Source organism: Neobacillus drentensis (assembly GCF_036962765.1).
GTDB lineage: Bacteria > Bacillota > Bacilli > Bacillales > Cytobacillaceae > Neobacillus > Neobacillus drentensis_C.
The window spans coordinates 1-19,829 of sequence record NZ_JBALOS010000141.1 but is presented as its reverse complement, the minus strand read 5'-3'; the positions used below and the strand labels follow the sequence as shown (position 1 = coordinate 19,829).

Genomic DNA, 19,829 nt, shown 5'->3' with positions numbered 1-19,829 from the left:
ATTTTTCCATTTCATAAAATAATTTCTCCCCCTTTTTTGGTTGTAACCCCTTACAATTTCCCTGAACTTACTACCCCTTTTGTACATTCCTTTTATGAATACGTAACCATTTTTGGGTAAAGCAAAAAAATTCTAGTGTTCCTTTCCTACAAAGGTAAGGTTGAAAGAAGTTAAAGCTATGAATCACAAAATGGTTACGTATTCATTTTTTTGCAAAAAAGAAATAAACAACTTTATTGTTTATTTTCTATTTTTCTAGTTGTTCTTCTGTTAAATATTTTAACAGGTTCAGTTATTTGTATGCAATAATTTTTTTTATTTTCTATCATTTCAATCAATTCAGTGATTGCCAAGAGTCCTAGATTTTGCTGTGAGATACTGCCTACAGTCGTCAATTGGATCAAGCCATGCTGACTAATGTCTACGTTATCAATCCCAATAATACTTAAGTCATCCGGTACTCTGAAATCCTCACTAATGGCATCGTCTATCAAATTTAATGCCAGAGAATCCGCACCAGCACAAATGGCGGTAGGGCGATGCTCCTGTTTCATTAAGTGTTGAAAAGCAGCTGAAATATCTTGTTTAGAAGTATCAGTGTTGAAGATATATTGTTCGGACAATGGTAATTTATACTCTTTGATTGCGTGAAGGAATCCCGAATAACGGTTATTAAATGAGCTGACTGTCAAAGGTCCGCCAACCCATGCAATGGTTTTATGTCCTAGCTCAATCATATGTTTTGCCGATAAATATCCAGCTTCAAAATTGTCAATTTCAACAAAGTTTTCATTTTTTTTATGCTTACGATTGTATGTAATGAATGGAATATCCATTTGTTTGAGCTTATCGAATATCGGATCATTAATCAAAATACACGATAGAATGATACCATCCACTTTATTTTCAAAAGCAGTTGCATATGCTTCAGGCAATTTTTCATCGTTTACGTACTGTACGTTTACACGGTACCCCATCTCATTAGCGTAAGTGATAATGGCGGATGTGGTATCGACAAAAAACGGGTTGTGCAATGGTCCGGATAAGAGGGCAATTGTATTTGTTTTATTTTGAACAAGTGATCGTGCATGTGCATTCGGTATATAGTTTAATTCGTTAATGGCTTTCATCACTTTATCAAGAGTAGGTTTTTTAACTAATTCTGGCGTATTCAATACACGTGATACAGTCGTTTGGGATACGCCTGCGTGTTTTGCGACGTCTTTCGATGATACCAAGGCGTTACCTCCTTATTTGACACATTTTACAATTTTATCTATAAAAATGATATTGCCAATCTATTACTGCACATAATTGTTTGATGTTGATAATACAACAAATTAAACAATAGTGCTAGAAGGTTTAGTCTTTTTTACTCTATTCTCAGTCATTTTTAATTTTGTCTTTAGTGCATCCACTTTATTACTATATATTATTTTATTGGCAGCTTGGGAATATTTACAATAAAGTTCTTTTTCCTTACCTGTCCTTTCCTACCCTTTCGCAAACATTTAGGAGGAAAAATGAATGGGAATTGTTACTGAGGCCAAATTTCATTAATATACCCCCTGACAAGTTCCTATATAGCTTCTAGGAACACTGTTTAAAAAAATATTCGAATTTTCTTAATTGTGTTAAAATATAGACATCAATTGATTAGGGGGATTAACTATGAAAAGAAATAAGTTAGTTGTTGTAGGAGTAGGCCATGTTGGCTCGTATGTTCTAGCAGATGCCATGAAACTAGGACTTTTTGCGGAAATAGCTGTCATTGATATAGATAAGGATGTTGCTTATGGCGAAGCTCTTGACCAAGAACATGCAACCGCTCTTACATATATGTCAAATACAACGGTACATGCTGGTGATTATTCCGAATGTGCGAATGCAGATGTGATTATCTGTGCTGCTGGTCCCAGCATGATAAAAAGTGATGAAGATGCGATGCCGGACAGGGCAAAATTAGCTGTTGTCAATTCAGAGGTAATTCGTGAAGTTATGACTGGAATTACTAAATATACGAAAGACGCAATAATTATTATCATAACAAATCCTTTAGATACCATGGTGTACATAGCAGAAAATGAATTCGGCTATCCTAAGGGGCGTATATTTGGAACCGGAACTATGCTTGATTCTGCACGTCTTCGTAAAATAATTGCTGTTAATTATGACATCGATCCAAAAAGTGTGACAGGTTATATGATGGGCGAACACGGACATACAGCTTTCCCAGTATTGAGCCGCTTAAACGTTCAAGGATTTGGAGAAAAAGAATTAGACCAAGTTTTTCAAGGGAAAGAACCATTATGTCGGGAAGGAATTAAACAAAAAGTTGTAAAGGTTGCCTTTGATGTCTTAAATGGAAAAGGCTGGACAAATGCCGGTGTTTCCCAGGCTGCTGTTACACTTGCAAAGGCGATTATGCTGGATGAACGCAGTGTTTATCCGGTGTCCACAACATTACAGGGACAATATGGATACGATGGAGATGTTGCATTAAGTATGCCATGTGTCATCGGTAGAAATGGCGTAGAAAAACAATTAGAAATTGCTCTCGATAATCAAGAACTTGAATGGCTTCATCAATCGGCGGAATATATAAAAGAAGCGATGAAAGTAGCAAAGACAGGTAAGAATTCATCATTAATCGAAAAATCGTAGCTATTTATAATGATATTTACAACTTGCATTTCTTTTTAGGCGGACAGGATTTGTACTGTTCGTCTTTTAATTTTACATTTTTAATCCAAATATATCTTTATGTCTTGAATAATGCTGCTTGTCTTTTCACTCAATAACATCGCCAAGTAATTCTTTCGAATGGTATCTAAGTTTTGCTTTTTGTTTTAAATCTGAACAGTTTCTTTATTGTCTTCCTCGTCCGTAACTTTTTAGAACGAATTCAAATTGGCGCAAATTTGTGAAAGGAAAGGAGAGGATTTTATTGGGTTTAGAAAATAGTCAAAATATTCTTGATTATACTATCTATCTTTCCCGTTTTACCTCGGAGGAGACTTTTGGAGTGGATGATTTAAGAAATTATTAAATTTTACATAATAGATGATGCAAATGAGGAGGATAGATAAAGCAGATACATTTTGCTTTATCTATCCTTTTTCTTGGTTGAGGTTTTACTTATGAATAGTTATCCGTTGTTGCTTTCTATATGAAACAACCCCGATAATAATAAAAATTATGATTGTCCCATTTGCAGCTATCTGTATTAATTCGGTTTCTGGGAAAAGTTTATTTATTGCTTGAACCGGTCCAGCTAATAAGGGGTCGTTTAAAATTCCAATGACTGAATTTTGTGCTATAAAAGCTCCTGCTATAATATTGATCCAAAAAAAGGTTGATGCAAGATTAACGATCAATGGTAGAAAAACAATAGAAATCAAAAGGCTGCAAAAGATTCCGAGTATTATATCTTTAAATTGTTGAGTAATTCCTGAAATAATCATTATACTGTCCATACATATTAAAAGGTCTGTTGCTGCAATGAGTAATAATACTTTTGCCTTTAAATAGTAGGAGCCACGGGCAGGTTTTCTCACAGGCTCTCCGTTTATTGACGTTCTAACCAGTTTAAATGCAATGATTAACAATACAATCCCCATCAATAAGTGAAACATAGGAAAATCTGTAATTCTGTTAACAATCACTACATAAATAGTTCTTGTTAGAGTAAGAACCATAATAGCAGGAATGGTTAAGTTCAGATAGGTATACCTGTGTAAAATGGTTCCTAAGATTAACATATTGTCAATGTCACTCACCAAGGTTATCAAAAACACCTTCAAAAAATCCGTCATTGAATATTTCCCCTTCTTTTCATCTCCCTTCCATTTTTATGCTGAATTGAATTGGTTTATTAAATTATTAAAAGGCAGTTAGAAGGATAAGGGGTTTACTGAAAGGTGCAAACATAAAAAAATACCGCTTTCCAAGGACAAAAGCGGCATCAGTTATTTAGCTAATCCCATTTTTCGGACGCTTACTTGCGTAACTAAGAAACTCCCGACATTTCCTGAATATTATTTGGGAATTATCTAAAATTAAGAATACTTATTACATGATTTTTTACACTTACTACATATTCTCAGACTCTTACTACAAAATTTACGATACATACGACACTTCCTTGATATTATTCAGAAATTATCCAAATAAATCGAACCGATTTTTGGTTTGAAAAGATTCCTTAGGTAAAAATCAAACGACCACATATTTTTACTATATTTAAAATAGAGTCCTTTAATTATAAACTGTCGTTTATGGTAGGATATGTTTTGAATTTAAAATAAGCCACAATTTACAAGCACTGCATAAAATCTTGTATATTGTGACTTATTACTTATTATTGCTTTTTTATTAAAACCCACTATAGTTGGATAAGAACTTAATAATTAAATAAAAATCTACATGTATTATCATAGAAATAAAGCAAGTAGTAAGAGAGCATTAAATCTCAAGTTTACGAGTACCGATCCATTTCACCATTTCAGGATCCCTATGAGAAAAGAACAGACTTTCTTTCGTGTCTAATGCTACAATTTTCTCCATATCTTCTTGGCTTAATTCAAAGTCAAAGATATTGAAGTTTTCGATGATTCTATCCTTGCGAACAGACTTTGGAATCGCAACGACGCCTCTTTGTGTTAACCAACGTAAAACCACCTGGGCAACGGATTTATTATGCTTTTCGCCTATTGATACTAAAATTTCGTTTTGAAACATGTTATTTTTCCCTTCAGCAAACGGTCCCCAGGACTCGATTTGAACATTGTTCTCTTTCATCAATTTAGCACTTTCTATTTGTTGGTTGAAAGGATGCGTTTCAACCTGGTTTACAGCAGGAACAACTTCATTATGAATCATGAAATCGGTCAGACGATCCGGATAGAAGTTGCTAACTCCAATTGCTCTAATCTTACCCTCGCGGTACAATTCCTCCATCGCATGCCATGAACCGTAAACATCGCCAAATGGCTGATGAATTAAGTACAAATCCAAATAATCCAGTTGCAGTCTTTCCAGCGAATTTTCAAATGCTTTCTTTGTGCGTTCATAGCCTGTATCCTGAACCCATAATTTCGTAGTAATAAACAATTCCTCTCTTGGCACACCGCTCCGCTTAATAGCTCTGCCAACCGCTTCTTCATTTAGATAAGAGGCAGCGGTATCAATTAGACGATAGCCTGCCATAATAGCGTCATAAACAGCTTGTTCACATTCTTTTTCATCTTGAATTTGAAAAACACCAAAACCGAGTATCGGCATTTCAACACCATTGTTCAAAATTACATTTTGCATATAAAATCCTCCTGTTTTTTCAATATTAAATGTTCGTTATTTGCTCTCTCTTTTTGCGAAAGGTGTTATATCTTTTCCTACTGCAATCTTCTTTATAAGCTCGACCAAGCCCTGATTTGCTTCGGGATTCTCTGGTTGGAAGCAAGGAACAAAACTATCTTAATAAAATGATGGCTTCGCCCAATCTGTATCTGGTTCACTCACTCCTAGACTGGATTGAAGAAATTTATCACTTTTTTCTTCAATGATATCCATGATTAATTGAGTTACAGCTTGACGCGTAACTTGTGCACCAATAAATGGCTCTCCTTTTTGGGTAATCATATATTTAGTATTCCCATTTTCGTTGTAAAGCCATGTCAATCTTAAAAGCGTATAATATAGATTAGAATTTTCTAATATCCGTGCTGATTCAATCTGAGAATGCATTCTAGGGCTTCCACCAATCATACGCTTATTCCATTTACCGAAAGCTCCTGGCACTTCATCGTAAATTCCAAGAACCGATGCCGCGATTACTCTTCTTACTCCTGCATCATGCATGGCATCAATGATTGCTTTTGTTGATTTTTCGTCACCCATGTCGTTGATATATACAAGGTCAACATCTTTCATGGTATCGTTCAGTTTACTTTTGTCCTTAAAATCACCATCAAAGATAACTTCTTTGTTATCATCATTAACGGTTAAACGCTTATGACCGTTTCTGGCATAAAGAACGATTGAATGGTCAGTTTTATTGATCAATTCATTTCTTAACATACGGGCTATTTGACCTGCTGCACCTAAAATCAAAATTTTCATAGTAACTACTCCTCGTATAATAAATTTTGTCTCTTAAGTTGACGTAATCCTTGCTGTTTGCGTCTTGAAAGTTCATAGCCAACGTTAGAAACCTCATCCACGTTCACTTGATAGCGAACGGGTAAGTCCAATTGAGGCGACAGTGATAAATAATGCCACTGCAACCGCAGCAGTACCAATCCAACAAATGGCAAGTATCGATGAGCCACCCACGGCGATTCCCCCGATACCTGCGCCTGCTGCAAAGCCAAGCTGCACAAATGTGCTGTTTAAACTAAGCATGATACCCGACGCTTCAGGAGCGATCGACAGTAGGTTAAAGTTCTGGGTCGGTCCGAACATCCAAACAGCAACCGACCAAATCATGAGTAACATAATGACGACAACTGCAAAACCAGAAAAGGCAGACACCATTGCAAGACTTAGGGTTTGTACTACTATGCTGCCAATGAGTGTCCGAGTAGTACCAATCCGATCCGACAGGAAGCCACCAAGTTTGGAGCCGAACAAGCTCGCTATGCCCAATGCGAAGAGAATGACGCTAACTCCCCTTCCACTTATTGATATAGCAGAGGTCAAGAAGGGAGTGATATACGTATTGACCACTGAGTAGCCGATAAATACGAATAACGACACACCAAGGGTGAAAGCGACCTTTGAATTCTTTAACAGGGCGAGTTGCTCGCCCAGAGGGACAGGCACTTCACTTTCCATAGATGGGATTGATTTTGAAATAGCAATGAATCCCAGCACCGTGAAAATTCCAATGCCCCAGAAAATCACTCTCCAGTCATATGCGGAAGCAATTACACGACCAATGGGAACGCCAAGAACAAGGGAGGCACTAAAGCCCAATGCGATATTTGACATTGCTCCAGCCTGTCGTCCCGGAAGTGCCAAATTAGCTGCAGTGGAATAGGAGGTGACGACGAAGATACCTGTTCCAACTCCGAGTATGATCCGTGAAACCATCAGAAAACCAAAACCCGGAAGAGCAAGTGTCGAAACAATTCCTAGAAATATGATGGCTAGAGCCAGTAGTAGTTGCTTTCGCCGATCCAACTTTGCAGTCGCCATCATGAAGACGGGCGTGCCGATTGCGTTAGCAAGAGCGAATACTGTAATAAGCTGCCCTGCAGCCGATACGGAAACGCCGACGGAAGAAGCGACTTTATCTAGAATGCCAGAGATGACGAATTGTGAGGTGCCAACCAAGAAGCTGATGAGGGTTAGCATGTATATTTTCCATGTATTATTCATGGTGATCTATCTACTCCCTTATCAATAATTTGATCTTTTTACGTTGAAAATAAAGATGTGCAATAACTTGCATCCTCATTATGCAACAAATGAAATCACGACTGGTATCACAATCGTGTCAAATGATTGCATAATCCCCTCACAACCATTTACGCAGAAAGTGAATTAGCCTTATAATGGGACCATCGCGGATGAAGAAAACAAAGGAGGATTTTATGTTTGAACAATTATATAGACAAAGAGTTGAGCTCGCCAAAATCATAGATGATCACACAGGACGGGACGGAACTCAAATCACTGCTATTCCGTCTTTATTTTTCTCCCGTTATTCTAATGATACTGGACCAAATTACGGAGTTCACAAGCCTTCCTTATGCATTGTCGTTCAAGGGATGAAGGAGGTATTGCTTTCACAGGAGCGCTTCAGGTACGGTCCTGCCGATTACCTTGTTGCATCCGTTAACCTGCCAATTACCGGACAAGTCACTGAAGCCTCTACCGAAGTTCCTTATCTGGCTCTCAAACTTGAATTCACACCGAGTGAAATATTGGAGGTGTTACGTGAATTCCATATGGGAGTTGACAAGAAGGAAAATGCTAAACGAGGTATGTATGTCAGCAAAATAGAGCCCTCTTTGCTAGACGCGGTAACAAGATTTACTCGTTTGCTAGATACTCCGAAAGACATCAAGGTACTTGCTCCTCTAATCACGAAAGAAATCATTTATAGGGTTCTGCAAGGAGAACATGGGGGTATGCTGAAACAAATAGCAATAGAAGGAAGTTCTACCCATCAAATCAGTGACGTGATTGAACATATCATAGCTAACTATGAAAAGTCTTTTAAGATTGAAGAACTTGCGGAAATAGCAAATATGAGTGTTTCTTCACTTCATCGGCACTTTAAAGAGATAACCGCGATGAGCCCTATTCAATTCCAAAAACAATTGAGACTTCAAGAAGCCCGAAGCCTGTTATTATCGGAATCAGCAGATGCAGCAGATGTTGCATTCCGGGTAGGCTATGAAAGTCCATCACAATTCAGCCGTGAATATTCGCGCATGTTTGGTTTACCACCAAAAGAAGATATAAAGCGCCTGAAGGAACAATATGACCAAAGAGTAAAAGCTTGATTCCCCTTCACGGGGGTTCATTCTATGTATTAATTATAGTGGCAGCTACAGATTAAATAATATAAAAAAGGGCATTAATCCACGGATTATGCCCTTTTTCTATTCTGCAATTTACCTATCTTTGTAAGCCATAGCTTTATCCTGCTTCCGAACAAAACTCAAAACATAATGAGTCCCACTGATATAAATTCCCATAACGGATAGGTTATCTATTAAAAATCCCATAATGGATTCATCATAGCTCCAACCGAATGGATTATATATAGTTAACCTAGAAAGCATATCTCTCTCAAAGGAAGTCTGCACACCATAGACAACAATCAACACCGCTATTACACGCAACGTGATTGTGCGGATACGGCTCGTGCTGGTAAGCCCCGTCATGTTTCGTACTGCATTGATAATTGTTCCCCAGGACATTCCTATATGCACAGCCATGAAGATAAATCCCCAATATGAAGTCATAACATGTATCTGCAATAGAATCATGTCATTGTTTATAGGAATAAAGGCAAAGATGTCACGGGAAATTGGTACAGAACTTATCAACACTACAACCATAGATATCAGAAAAAGCAGATTGACCGCCATGCTCAGTATACGTCGTACATTGTGCTTCCCCTTAAAAATTGTCTTATACCAACGTCTATTTAAAATATTGTGGGCAATAAACAACAAAAGCAATATTACTCCTACCATTTCATGTATGGTATTTCCGGTAATCTGGTAAGCCATTGCAACTAACATCAGAACTGTCATAGAAAGATCAATAACCAGCCTGATTAACATATTTCGTTTCAAGAAGTTCTCCTCTTTCTAATTTAATTAATTCCTCAGTCGATTTTCCGTCGGGACGTACTATTGGTTATTACATCGTTTTCCGTTCAAATGCTCAATCCCTATGTCTCTTGCTTAAAACGAATCATCAAAAGAACCTTCTGGATGATCCCTGCTTTTTCTTCATCCTCCATTAAGCTATTTCCATACAAAATATCTCGCGAGTCCTCCAGATTATCGTCTACCGCTTTTACCTTCCAGTGATTTGTAAGGATACCTGCGATCTGGGATTCTGTACTGTTGTCCTTTGATCCTGTAAAATCTTCAAGATCATAACTCTTCATTTCATCCAACGTGTTCATGAAGTCATCCCGTTCCTGATTGGCGTGACAAGAAAAGCAGCGACCGATGTCTTCCTCGTAATCCACCGACTGGTCTCCATTGAATTCCTGGTATAGCCAATCCCCGTTACGCATCTCAGGGGGATTCTGATCTGCCCAGCCAGCGCGCTTTTCCATCACGAAGATTTCATCGAGCTCTTCATCCCTATAGATTTCAAGAGTGATTACGGTGCCGTCAGGGATTGGCTGACCGTTCTGCACCGCTTCGATTGCTTCCCGGCTCGTGTAGAGCTCCTCTTTGACATTTCCTCGATTCACAGTCGTGTAGTTCACACCCTTATCGTAGTTCTCAGGGAATTTAACAAGTTCACGACTGGACTCAGGCACCTCCTGCTGCGAGGTGTCACCTGATGGCTCCTGTTGAGAACTCACATTTGTGACATTATTGTTGTTGCAAGCAGTAAGAGTGAGGGACATCATTAATGCAAGGGACGGAAATAATAGTTTTTTCATATTGCTTTCCTCCTAGAAATTTTCGTATTTGTATTGACTCGTTTGAGTCAAAATTGTATAAGATTCTGGGATGCGGTGCTGTTTTTATGGTTATAAATACTGATGTACCAAAGGTAATGACTATTATTATTATTGGGGATTGCTGCTTATGTCGTTTCATCAAGTGTACTCTGTTTAGAACTTTGAGTTTTATTTTTCAACAGAATGATAGTTATAGAAAAAGTAGAGGCTTTTTTATTATGCAACAAATGAAAAAGCGACCGTTATCCTAATCCTCTCAAATGGTTGCCTAATCCTCCCACAATAAAAATTAGAGCTACGCGCCTAATTTACATTGCACCAAATCACAAATAGTTTCGTATTAATTACTAACTAGAATGGAATGACTTAACTGCTTAATGTCATAGCGGAACCAGTGGGATATTATTGGCAAGGAATCTATTGTGATCCCCTATGAAAAACAGCGTCAAAAAATAGATGAAGAAGGGAATAACATTTTGCAAAATTAATTTAACTGGGGGTATAAATATTTAAAATGGAGTTTGTAAAGAAATGTACTTAAACTAACCACAACCGGTAGTTCAAAAAATAAGAGCAGCTACATTACATAGCTGCTAAAAGATAGAAGGATTTTGTTTGCAATTAAAAAGAGCAAAAAGCAAATTGAGAAAACACCCGTTATTTAAGAACACTGTTTCACAAACTATAAAATATCAAAAAACCGTCAAGATAAATCTCAACGGTTTTAACACATCTATTAATGTACTAAATTAATAAGCGGTCCAACCTGCATCTCCTGTAATAACTGTTCCATTAACAAAGCTTGATTCATCAGAAGCAAGAAAAAGAGCTCTATTTGCAATTTCTTCTGGTTTACCTACTCGAGGATTTATTCCTAATCCTGCTTGAATGCGTCCCATGCCAAATTCGTTAACACCCGTCATTGAAGAACTGATGTTTGTTTCAACTCCACCTGGAGCAATTGCATTGCATCGAATACCTTTTGTTGCGTACATAAATCCCGTATTTTTTGTAAAACCAACAACTGCATGCTTAGAAGCTGTATAAGCAGCTCCTGCTCTAGACCCTTGAAGTCCACCGGCTGAAGCTACATTAATAATAACTCCATCTTGTTTTTCTATAAAGATAGGTAAAACTTTTCGAGTTGCACGCATGACACTCGTGGTATTAATCGCAAAAACTCTTTCCCATTTCTCATCTTCAATATCAACAGCAGGTTCAAAGTTATCCATTATTCCCGCATTATTGACTAAGATGTCTAATGTTCCAAAAGTATTAACGGCTGTGTTAATAAGGTTTTGTATATCTTCTTCTTTCACAACATTGGCCATAACCGCTATTGCTTCCCCACCATTAGACTTTATTTCTTCTACTGTAATAGTTGCTGCTTCAATGTTAATATCAGAAACTACTACTTTTGCTCCTTCTTTCGCATAAAGAATCGCAATGGCTTTCCCCATGCCGGAAGCAGCACCGGTAACTACGGCTACCTTATTCTGAAGTCTCATAACAATTCCTCCAATTGTTTATCATTTTCTATTTAAACTTTTCCATCCAATGGATGTTGGTTAAGTTAGGTAGTTTCCAAGCTTCTTTGTGATACCTTTCCCAAAGTGGCTTTGGCCTCTTTTTCGGAAGCTTGTTTAACCTTCTTGATAAAGAAGGAAAGAAGTAATCCGATGATGCCGATCCCAATAATGACAAGATAGGCGTCATTTATACCCTGAATGGTGGCTTCCTTAATAAGCTGCCCTTGGGTAAAGCCTTTTGCAGCTGCAGTAGGAGCCATATCCTGCAGATGTGATTTCGTCCGGTCCGACATAACGGTAACGAGAAGTGAAGTTCCGACTGCACCAGCCACTTGCCGAATGGTATTGCTTATGGCCGTTCCGTGAGCACTTAACTTTTGTGGCAGTTGATTCAAACCAGCGGTCTGTAAGGGCATCATCATCAAGGCCATTCCAATGCGGCGCCCAGTTGACATGAGGACCAAATAGGTGTAACTTGTCGAATCTGTCAAGTTGGTAAAGCCAAATGTTGTCAAAATGGTAATAATCATTCCGATAACAGCTAGCCATTTCGCACCAAAGCGATCGAACAACTTCCCTGTAACTGGCATAAGGAAGCCCATTATTAGCGCACCTGGAAGAAGAAGAAGACCGGACTCAATTGCTGTGTAACCACGGATATTCTGAAGGTAAAGCGGAAGCAGCATCATATCTGCATACATTACCATCGTAACTGCGATATTGATAATGGTTGTTAAGGAGAACATATTGTACTTGAATGCACGCAAGTCAAGCAGCGGATTTTGCGATTTCATCTGCTTCCATGAAAAGAGTACTAGGGCCAAGACTCCAACAGCCATCGTACTTAGTACCTCCATGTCCGACCATCCAAGGCTCCCAGCCCGGCTGAAACCATAAAGCAAGGCACCGAAACCAATGGTAGAGAGGACAACACTTAACATATCAAGTTTTGTCTTGATTCGATCAGAAACATTTTGCAGATAGATGAATCCCAATACAATAACTAGAACAGCAAATGGAATCATCCAGTAAAACATCGTTTCCCACTTGTAGTTTTCAATTATGAAGCCGGCAAGTGTAGGTCCAATGGCTGGGGCGAAAATGATCGCAAGCCCGACCATCCCCATGGCTGCTCCTCTTTTGTTGGGAGGAAAGATCGTCAGAATGACATTCGTAAGCAGAGGCATAATGATTCCTGCACCAGCCGCCTGAATCATGCGTCCGGTCAATAATAATGGAAATCCCGACGCTATAGCTGAAACAATGGTTCCGGCTAGAAAGATAAACATGGAAGCTTGAAAGAGCTGTCGCGTGGTAAACCGCTGCATTAAGTACGCAGTAATCGGAATCAAGACACCGTTTACGAGCATGTAGCCTGTCGTTAACCACTGTGCTGTTGCAGCTGAGATTTTAAATTCAACCATTAGCTCAGGAGTAGCGACGCTCATGAGCGTTTGGTTTAATGTTGCAAGGAAAGCACCTAAAATCATAATGAACATAATAGGTCCTTTTTTTATCGAATTTGTGACAGTTTTAGGATTATTATTCAATTCTCTCCTATCCTTTCTAACTTGAATATAGACTTTTTTTACAATGTGTTGAATAATTAACATTGTATAAATTACATTATAATAAGACCGTTGCTTCTGACAACAAACAATTTCTTAAGAAGTGTAAATTAGTTATCATTTATTTCAATTTTGTTGTGAAAGCCGAAAAAAATAGACAGAAATTAAATTATTGTAAATTACCAATTAATAGAAAGGGGTATTAAACATGACAAACATTGAAAAGCCGCGAGTCGATCCTCGGGTACTTCGTACACGCCAATTAATAAAAGACGCGCTAATAGATTTGCTGCAGGAGATGGAAATTAATAAAATAACGGTTAACCGGATTGCGGAACGCGCAACCATCAACCGTGTTACGTTTTATCTGCATTATCATGATATACAAGACATGCTGGAGAAAATGGCGCAGGAAATGGCCGAGGATATTGAGTGCATTATGATGGGTACGACACCAAAAATGAAATCTGCTGAAGAAATTGACTCGTTGAAACTTATAAACCTACTTGAGCATATAGCCGAGAATGCCAAATTCTATAAAGTGGTTCTTGGTTCCACACGAACGCCAATCTTTACTGAGCGGTTATTAAATATCCTTACGAAATCAATAACAGAGAGAACGGAGATAGACTCCATGCTCGCTACTACCGATATTCAAAGGGATATTGCTATTTGGCACGGTTCATCAGCTCTAATCGGCACGATCGTTGCATGGTTACGTAAGGACATGCCTTATACACCGCAATTTCTTGCTAAGCAGATATATATGCTGTTTCATCTAAATAAGGATAATAGGAAAGCAACATGAAAAAACAAGGAAGTTCGGCGTAAAAAACACAGGTAAAAGCCCTGTGCCTGTGCAATTATTATCGAATATATGGCGGGACTGCGTGCGAATCGAACCCACCAGACCTGGCACGCAGGTCTCAAGCAGTTTTGAAGTATACTAGCACCTGTTTTTTAGTATCCTGATATCCCCCCCTAGTCTTGAAAAATAAGGTTTTATTGCTTCGTAGTGTTTTCCTGTGATTTGTAATTTTAAAAATACGGACACCAAGCATGGCACCAAAGCACCTGAGCAATATCAAAAAATCCGCTCTAGTAACCTTCACTACTATTATCCACTTTAAGTAAACAGTGTAAATAAATTAATTGCTGTAATGAAAAGATCAGGATATAGGAGAATACATGATGGGATTTCCTTTTTGCGAGGTTTTCTTTTTTATTTTCAACAATAAATATAAATAGAACCTAAATAAAAAAACGAACCGATTCCCAAAATGCATCGGTTCGCATTCAAATTTTTAACAATAATTATAATTATTTATACAATCCGGCTGGAGGCATATTGTATGCCACAACAATCGTCTTCGATTGGGTATAGTTATCCAATGCTTCCCTACTATATTCTCTTCCCACACCACTGTTCTTAAAGCCGCCAAATGGCGCACCAGACTGAAAGTTAAAGTACTGGTTAATCCAAACACTTCCTGCCTGAAGCTTATTCGCAGTGCTTAAAGCATTTTCGAGGTTGTCAGTCATGATACCAGCCGCAAGACCATAGTCAACGTCATTTGCCATCTTGATGACATCATCTACATCGCTCCAACGCGTAACAGTAGCTGCTGGTCCGAAAATTTCCTCTTGAGCAATTCTCATGTCACTCGTAGCTTCAATAATGGTTGGTTCAATAAAATATCCATGCTCGTTACCCGGTACAGTGACTCGGTTACCACCATAGAGAATTTTAGCTCCTTCTTCTCTTGCGATATCGAAGTAACCAAGAACACGCTTTCCTTGTTTTTCATTAATGAGTGTACTTATTCTAGTTGATGGATCTGTAGGATCGCCAATTTTAACTTCTTTTGCTCTTGCAATTAATTTTTCAACAAACTCATCATAAATATCATCATGGATAAAGAGACGTGTTCCAAGAATACAGCTTTGTCCGTTAAAGAATGTGTAGCCGAGTGTCGCATTTTCCACAGCACGATCAATATCTACATCCGGGAAAACAATGTGTGGTGCTTTACCGCCAAGTTCCAGTGTTACTGGCAAGAGCCTTTCCCCAGCTGTTTTACCGACCATGCGTCCTACACTTACACTTCCTGTAAAGGCAAGCTTGTGTACATCTGGATGATCGATAAGTGCTTGCCCTGCTTCTGTACCATAACCTGTAACAATGTTAACTACCCCTTTTGGCAGAACTTCTTGTAGCAGTTTAGCGAATTCCATAGTGGATAAGCTTGCATCTTCTGCAGGCTTTAATACTACTGTGTTACCTGCAGCAAGGGCAGGAGCTAGCTTAAAGGAAACCATAATCATTGGTACGTTCCAAGGAATGATTTGCGCACAAACACCAAGGGCCTCTTTCTTAACAATCAGATGGCCGTTCTGAACGGGTCTGGAAGCACCCTCATAAGTTAAAATGGCAGAAGCGAAATAACGGAATTGATAAATAGCAAGCTGATAATCTAGGTCGAATTCGTGAATAGGGCGGCCTGTGTCCAGACACTCAATCATTTTTAGACGATCTTGATTTGCTTCCAGTACATTAGCAATTTTATGAAGTAAAGCAGAGCGCTCTTCGATAGGGGTATTGGACCATCCTTCAAACGCTTCGTTAGCAGCTTTTACAGCACGGTCCACATCTTCTTTTCCACCTCTGGCAATTCTTGAAAGTAATTCCCCATTTGCTGCATTGATTGCGTCAATATAGCCATTGGATGGTTCTACGAATTCACCATTAATAAACGATCCGTACCTTTCATCAAGTTTAAGATCTAGAACCGTTTTTTGACTAGTAGTTTCCATTTAATCTTCCTCCAATTTACAATTTATGATATATCCATAAAATATTTAGGACTTGACTCTTAAAAAATGTTAATACTTATTTTCCTATTTCCATTATCACTTTTTCACCTTCATTTTCCTTTGAATAAACATGAGGAATGGAAACATCTATTACAGTAGAACGACCCTGTTTAACAAGTCTCATACCTTCTATTAGAGCCTCTTTCAGGTCAGATCGGTTTTTTACCTTTATTGGAAAAGCATCACCAGCTGCTTCAGCGATTTTAGATAAATCGGATGGTGGATCAAAATTCACCCAAAACTGTTCCGTTTCATTCGCAACACCTTGCGGATGAACACCCAAAGTTGAAAGTTTTGGTGCCTTCCAGCCAGAATTATTGTAAATGACCTGTAAAAACGGGGTGTTATATCTTTTAGCCATCCAATGCACTGTAGCAGGAATACTAAAAAAGTATGAACCGTCCCCAGTGAGGCTGACAATGGTTTTGTCAGGCTTGGCCAATTTCATCCCTATTGCTGCGCCACCATTCCATCCTAAAGAACCCGCACCACTTGCAAAATAAGAACCTGGTGTATTTACTCCAATATGATTAGAAATTACTCCATAATTTGTAATACCTTCATTCAAAACAATTGTATTTTCATCGATCACTTCTCTAACACAAGCAGTCAGGTACTCTGGTGTAATGACGTCGCTCTCTGCTTGCTCGATACGAAGTTTTTCTTCATTTTGACGATCATGAATGTCCGAGTACTTTTCCCAGCGCTTAGACACGATATCTTTATCTATTTCACAATTATCTTCCAGATATTGATTTATCTGCTGAAGAGCTATATAGGAATCAGCTTTAACGAATCTCTTTGAAGGGATATACCACAAAGGCATTTGCTCCTTTAACGGATCGACGTCGATATAATAAATAGTTGCTTCATCCGACGGCTTGTTTTTCGTCTGTATCCACGGAACATCACTATCTAGTACAAGTACAACATCTGCTTCAGCAAGCAATTCGTTTTGCTTCGTATTCCAATAAGAACCACTATGCATTGGGTGATTAGCTGGAAAATTCAAATGATGAGGAATCGATTCAATAACAGGAATGGCCAAATGTTCGCTTAAATGGATAAGTTCTCCGACCGCTTCAGTATTTCTCCCCAGATAGGATGTTGCAATAAGTGGTTTTTTGGCTGATAACAAATCATTCGCTAATTCTGTAATTATTTGCGGCGGAACTGCCCCTGGTGATATTGGCTGCCAAAGTTCGCTATTAATAGTGACACGTTCAGTCTTCTCTTCCATCGCTTCCCGGGGCCCCATCAAATAAACTGGTCCCATTGGATCGCTTTTCGCAATTTGCAGAGCACGATAAACAAGCTGCTTCACATTAGAACCTGTTCGAATTTCATTATCATATTTTGTATACCCACGAACAATGCCGCGTTGATCAAAAACATCTTGAATCCAGTGAATGAATTCATTCCGGCTTCCAACTAGCTCGTTTTCTTGTGTGTATGGGGAAGCACCAGCAAAAATTAAAACGGGAACCCTGCTTTTAGCTGCATTATGGATGGCTCCTCCTAGGTTTTGCGTTCCACATTCCACATGTACCATTACTGCCTGAGGTTCACCCGTCGCTTGAGCATACCCATGAGCAGCACTTAAAGCTACAAATTCATGAGGGCACGTGATAACGGTTGGTAATTTCTTATTTTCTTTTTTAGCTCTTGCCAAACTTTCGATAATAGCTGGATGATCACTCCCTAAATTAGCAAAGATATAGGAAACACCCGCTTCCTGTAATGCTTCTAAAAATGCCGTACCAGTTGTATACATCACAAATCCCCCTTACATTTTAGATTTTCTATTTCCTTAAACTTTTTATCTTTTATACCTTTATAGTAAAGTGCTTTAGTGATTAAATATATTAACTGTTTTACAAATATTTAGAAAATTTATCCTATATCTCATTGTGTTCTTTATTATTGTGCATGATCTAAACAAAAAAGAGGCTGATCCCTTAAGTAAAAGTCTACTTTAGATGATCAGCCTCTTTTAAAATGGGCTGTGTTAAACTACACTGTTGATTTCCGCTCCAGGCACTTCACTTTCCGCTAGCGGTCGGTGCCTCCTCGGCGCATTCGCGCCTGTGGGGTCTCACCCTGACCTGCTAGTCCCGCAGGAGTCTCGTGCATTCCGCTCCAATCAACTGGGTTAGAAAATCAACAATAGTGTTTAACACAGCTTTAAAATTAAATTTTTCCACCAATATTTTTAGGTATTAATAGAACAGATAGGGAAGCAAGAATTGCTGCAATCGCAAAGACATAGAAGTTCCAGGAAAGATCTAATTTCCAAGTCATAAACAACCCGCCTAGTATTGGTCCAATAATAGCACCTATTCTACCGAAACCAAGTGCCCATCCCAAAGCAGTAGCACGGTTTTCTGCAGAAAAATACTTGGATATATAGGCATTTAAAATTAATGTAGTCCCGATTGTCCCAAACCCAGCAATTCCTACAAGGCCATAAACAACAACGATTGAAGATGGTTTTAAACTTAACAGGGCAATCGAAATTGCCGCCAATAAATAAGACAGGCTAATAACTTTTTTCGACCCCCAGCGATCTGCTGCAGCACCCGCTAGCAAAGCACCTAAAGCTGCTGAAAAATTAAGCATGAATAGGAATGATATACTAGAGCCAAGTGGATAACCTGCCTCTCTCATCATTTTTGGCAGCCACGTTGCCAAACCATAAATCATAAACAAGCCCATGAAAAAGGTAATCCAAAAGAATACAGTAGCTCGAACGTTCTGTTTTGAGAAGAGTGTCGCTACGGCATTAAATTTATTTTTCGTTTCACTTTCTTTGTCTGATTTGAATTCGTTTAACGACTCCATTGAAATGTTGTGCCGATTTGCTATTTTTTCCGCCTCAGTGTATCTCTTTTTCGTCATGAGAAATCCAATAGACTCCGGCAAAAATTTAATAATGAAAGGAACGACAAGAATCGGTAAAGCACCAATCAAAATCATCAATCTCCAACCAAAATCCTGAAGAAAATACATGGAAAGCAAAGCCCCCATTACACCACCAAAGCAATATCCAGTATACATGATAGCATACATCATTGACCTGCGCTTCGCAGGTGCATATTCAATCGTTAGTGCAGAGGCTGTAGGAATGATGCCTCCACATCCAATCCCAGCAATAAAGCGATATAGTCCGAACAACTCAGCAGAAGGAGCCATTGATGCCAAAAGCATCATAACGGAAAATAACGTTATACAAAATATCATAACTTTCTTGCGACCAATCATGTCTGTAATAGTACCTACTAAAACCGCTCCTACTAGCATTCCAATGAGAGCATAGCTTCCTATAGCACCCGCCTGAGCTGGCGACAAGGACCATTCTTTATATTCCATTAAAGACGGCAGAACAGCCCCATAAATTCCTAAATCATACCCCTCTGCAAACATGACAAACCAACATATGGCTAGAACAAGCCAAGTAATTGGGGGTATTGATAGAGCTTTGGGATTCACTGATACTTTTGGATGATGTTCAGAGGTTACAGGTTTCAAATTTTGGTTCATTAGATCATCTCCTTTAAGAAATAGTTAATCATTCAGCCTAGATATATAAATTTTCTTGAAGTGTAGTGTGGTTATTTTTCAAGCCTCCTCTCTTCACGGACAAACACCATGTATCCGCTTCCATTTATTTTTAATGGCATGATTATAATTGTA

At 38.6% G+C, this 19,829-nt stretch carries 15 protein-coding genes; 3 read left to right on the top strand and 12 right to left on the bottom strand.

What is annotated here, in order from left to right; genetic code table 11:
- Positions 1–233: 233 nt before the first annotated feature.
- Complete coding sequence (locus tag V7137_RS17645) at positions 234–1,238, bottom strand: LacI family DNA-binding transcriptional regulator (protein ID WP_335699307.1); 1,005 nt, start codon at positions 1,236–1,238, stop codon at positions 234–236.
- Between the two features lie 433 nt (positions 1,239–1,671).
- Between V7137_RS17645 and V7137_RS17640 the strand changes: the two genes are divergently transcribed.
- Positions 1,672–2,664: an L-lactate dehydrogenase gene (locus V7137_RS17640; RefSeq protein WP_335699306.1), complete on the top strand. Its 993-nt coding sequence runs from the start codon at positions 1,672–1,674 to the stop codon at positions 2,662–2,664.
- 470 nt (positions 2,665–3,134) lie between these two features.
- On the opposite strand, the gene V7137_RS17635 is transcribed toward V7137_RS17640, so the two are convergent.
- The 4 genes from V7137_RS17635 to V7137_RS17620 form a co-directional block, all read right to left on the bottom strand.
- On the bottom strand, positions 3,135–3,815 hold the full coding sequence (locus tag V7137_RS17635) for a TerC family protein (RefSeq protein WP_335699305.1): 681 nt from the start codon (positions 3,813–3,815) through the stop codon (positions 3,135–3,137).
- A gap of 649 nt (positions 3,816–4,464) precedes the next feature.
- Positions 4,465–5,316 (bottom strand): aldo/keto reductase, encoded by an 852-nt coding sequence (locus V7137_RS17630; protein ID WP_335699304.1) that lies wholly within the window; start codon positions 5,314–5,316, stop codon positions 4,465–4,467.
- Positions 5,317–5,475: 159 nt separating this feature from the next.
- On the bottom strand, positions 5,476–6,120 hold the full coding sequence (locus V7137_RS17625; RefSeq protein ID WP_335699303.1) for an NAD(P)H-binding protein: 645 nt from the start codon (positions 6,118–6,120) through the stop codon (positions 5,476–5,478).
- Between the two features lie 93 nt (positions 6,121–6,213).
- Positions 6,214–7,380, bottom strand: coding sequence for an MFS transporter (locus tag V7137_RS17620; protein ID WP_335699302.1), 1,167 nt, complete (start codon positions 7,378–7,380; stop codon positions 6,214–6,216).
- 215 nt (positions 7,381–7,595) lie between these two features.
- On the opposite strand from V7137_RS17620, the gene V7137_RS17615 reads away from it, so the two are divergent.
- Positions 7,596–8,513, top strand: a complete 918-nt coding sequence (locus V7137_RS17615) for an AraC family transcriptional regulator (protein WP_335699301.1) — start codon at positions 7,596–7,598, stop codon at positions 8,511–8,513.
- Between the two features lie 111 nt (positions 8,514–8,624).
- On the opposite strand, the gene V7137_RS17610 is transcribed toward V7137_RS17615, so the two are convergent.
- The 4 genes from V7137_RS17610 to V7137_RS17595 all read right to left on the bottom strand — a co-directional run bounded on the left by V7137_RS17610 (position 8,625) and on the right by V7137_RS17595 (position 13,193).
- A complete protein-coding gene (locus V7137_RS17610; RefSeq protein ID WP_335699300.1) occupies positions 8,625–9,314 on the bottom strand; it encodes a DUF4405 domain-containing protein in 690 nt (229 codons plus the stop codon).
- A gap of 98 nt (positions 9,315–9,412) precedes the next feature.
- Positions 9,413–10,144, bottom strand: coding sequence for a cytochrome P460 family protein (locus V7137_RS17605; RefSeq protein ID WP_335699299.1), 732 nt, complete (start codon positions 10,142–10,144; stop codon positions 9,413–9,415).
- 770 nt (positions 10,145–10,914) lie between these two features.
- Positions 10,915–11,673 carry an SDR family oxidoreductase gene (locus V7137_RS17600; protein ID WP_335699298.1) on the bottom strand — a complete coding sequence of 253 codons (759 nt, stop codon included), beginning with the start codon at positions 11,671–11,673 and terminating at the stop codon, positions 10,915–10,917.
- A gap of 65 nt (positions 11,674–11,738) precedes the next feature.
- Complete coding sequence (locus V7137_RS17595) at positions 11,739–13,193, bottom strand: DHA2 family efflux MFS transporter permease subunit (protein ID WP_335699297.1); 1,455 nt, start codon at positions 13,191–13,193, stop codon at positions 11,739–11,741.
- Between the two features lie 277 nt (positions 13,194–13,470).
- On the opposite strand from V7137_RS17595, the gene V7137_RS17590 reads away from it, so the two are divergent.
- A complete protein-coding gene (locus V7137_RS17590; protein ID WP_335699296.1) occupies positions 13,471–14,070 on the top strand; it encodes a TetR/AcrR family transcriptional regulator in 600 nt (199 codons plus the stop codon).
- A 512-nt stretch (positions 14,071–14,582) separates the two neighbouring features.
- Here V7137_RS17590 and V7137_RS17585 read toward each other — a convergent pair.
- The 3 genes from V7137_RS17585 to V7137_RS17575 all read right to left on the bottom strand — a co-directional run bounded on the left by V7137_RS17585 (position 14,583) and on the right by V7137_RS17575 (position 19,676).
- Positions 14,583–16,076 carry an aldehyde dehydrogenase family protein gene (locus tag V7137_RS17585; protein ID WP_335699295.1) on the bottom strand — a complete coding sequence of 498 codons (1,494 nt, stop codon included), beginning with the start codon at positions 16,074–16,076 and terminating at the stop codon, positions 14,583–14,585.
- A 76-nt stretch (positions 16,077–16,152) separates the two neighbouring features.
- Complete coding sequence (locus V7137_RS17580) at positions 16,153–17,910, bottom strand: thiamine pyrophosphate-requiring protein (RefSeq protein WP_335699294.1); 1,758 nt, start codon at positions 17,908–17,910, stop codon at positions 16,153–16,155.
- A gap of 416 nt (positions 17,911–18,326) precedes the next feature.
- Positions 18,327–19,676, bottom strand: coding sequence for an MFS transporter (locus tag V7137_RS17575; protein ID WP_335699293.1), 1,350 nt, complete (start codon positions 19,674–19,676; stop codon positions 18,327–18,329).
- Between the last annotated feature and the right edge of the window lie 153 nt (positions 19,677–19,829).